Source organism: Pseudomonas sp. FG86 (genome assembly GCF_057808775.1).
In genome coordinates, this window is the sequence record NZ_JBMDIS010000187.1 from 1 (window position 1) to 1,434 (window position 1,434).

Sequence of the window (1,434 nt, forward strand, 5' to 3'; positions counted from 1 at the left end):
CACAGCCCCGGAGCTGCCTGACACACTGCAGCGCTTTTATTGGGGCTGCTACGCAGCCCAACGCGGGGCAAGCCCGCTCGCCACAAAAAATGCGGTTGTTTAAGGAAAAGTTTTGATCCTTCCACATTTAGATCGGGTTCAACTTTAAAAAAGGAGTTCGCCCCCTACATGGCTGTTCCAGATGATTCACCCAGCGACGAATCGCTGCTGGCCCGCTACCGAACCGGTGACGCCGCGGCATTCGAAGCCTTGTACGCGCGGCACCGCCAAGGTCTCTATCGCTTCCTCGTGTCCCTGAGCAACAAGGCCGAGCTGGCCGAGGAAATCTATCAGGACACCTGGCTCAGCCTGATCCGCAGCACCACCCAGCCACAAGGCCGGGCGAGTTTTCGTACATGGCTGTTTCAGATCGCCCGCAACCGCCTCATTGACCATTGGCGCAAGCACGGCATCCACAACCCGTTGCACGACAGCTACGATGAGCAGTTGCACGCCCAGCCCGACGACACGGCCGGCCCCGAGCAGCAACTGAGCCTGAGCCGCGACCAGGCGCGCCTCGAAGCCGCGCTGCAAGACCTGCCCGAAGACCAGCGCGAAGTCTTCCTGCTGCGCTTGCACGGCGACCTCGAAGTGCCGCAAATCGCTGCCCTCACCAAAGCCCCGCTGGAAACCGTAAAAAGCCGCCTGCGTTACGCCCAGCAGAAACTCCGGCGCCTGCTGGCCGAGGAGATACCCGCATGACCGACTCCCGACACACCCCGGATCCCGACGACTTGCTGCTCCAGCATTTTCGTCAGCACAGCGGCGGCGAACCGCCCGCGTCCATCGACGCCTTCATCCTCAACGCCGCGCGCCGCGAGGCCCCAGCGCCGCAACCGAGCTTGTGGCAACGTTGGTTGCAAGCCTGCCAACGCCCGCGCTGGCAGATGGCATTCGCCACTGTGGCCGGCCTGGCGCTGATGATCGGTGTGGTGATGCGCTCGCCAGTGCCGCAACCCGACATCTCCACGGCGACCTTTTCCGCCCTGCACGAAGAAGCTGCCCGCCCTGCGCCGCAAGCGTTGCCTGCACCTGCGCCGATGGCTCGAATCGCCGCCGCCCCCCAGGCTGAGCGTGCACCGGTTCAGGCTGAGATTGCCGGAGCGCTGGCGGATCAGTCGGCGGTGAAGCTGAGCAAGCGCGCACCGGTGGCAGTGCCTTCGTTGGAGGAAGGGTTGCAGGAGATTGTGAACCTGCGTCTGGCAGGGGAAACCAAGGCGGCGGATGAGAAGCTGCTGGCCTTGCATGAGCGATTCCCCGAGGAAGACCTGCCGGCGCGGTTGGAGGCGTTGCGCAAGCGTTGATCCACAAATAATGCCAGCCAGTTAAGCGTACATCGTCTTCTGTAGGAGCGAGGGGGACGCCTAGTTCTTGCTCGCGAAAAACTCACAGGCG

At 63.2% G+C, this 1,434-nt stretch carries 2 protein-coding genes; both read left to right on the plus strand.

Features of this window, described 5'->3' with window-relative positions:
- Positions 1–168 precede the first annotated feature (168 nt).
- Entirely contained in the window at positions 169–741 is a 573-nt protein-coding gene (locus ACODSV_RS36215; protein ID WP_024072715.1) for an RNA polymerase sigma factor, read from the plus strand.
- On the plus strand, positions 738–1,343 hold the full coding sequence (locus tag ACODSV_RS36220) for a hypothetical protein (RefSeq protein ID WP_150056316.1): 606 nt from the start codon (positions 738–740) through the stop codon (positions 1,341–1,343). Before ACODSV_RS36215 ends, ACODSV_RS36220 begins: the two co-directional genes overlap by 4 nt.
- Positions 1,344–1,434: the final 91 nt, after the last annotated feature.

What these genes read in the sequence shown, in the direction of transcription:
- ACODSV_RS36215 (WP_024072715.1), top strand. Translation starts at nt 169, where the DNA reads ATGGCTGTTCCAGATGATTCACCCAGCGACGAATCGCTGCTGGCCCGC.
- ACODSV_RS36220 (WP_150056316.1), top strand. Translation starts at nt 738, where the DNA reads ATGACCGACTCCCGACACACCCCGGATCCCGACGACTTGCTGCTCCAG.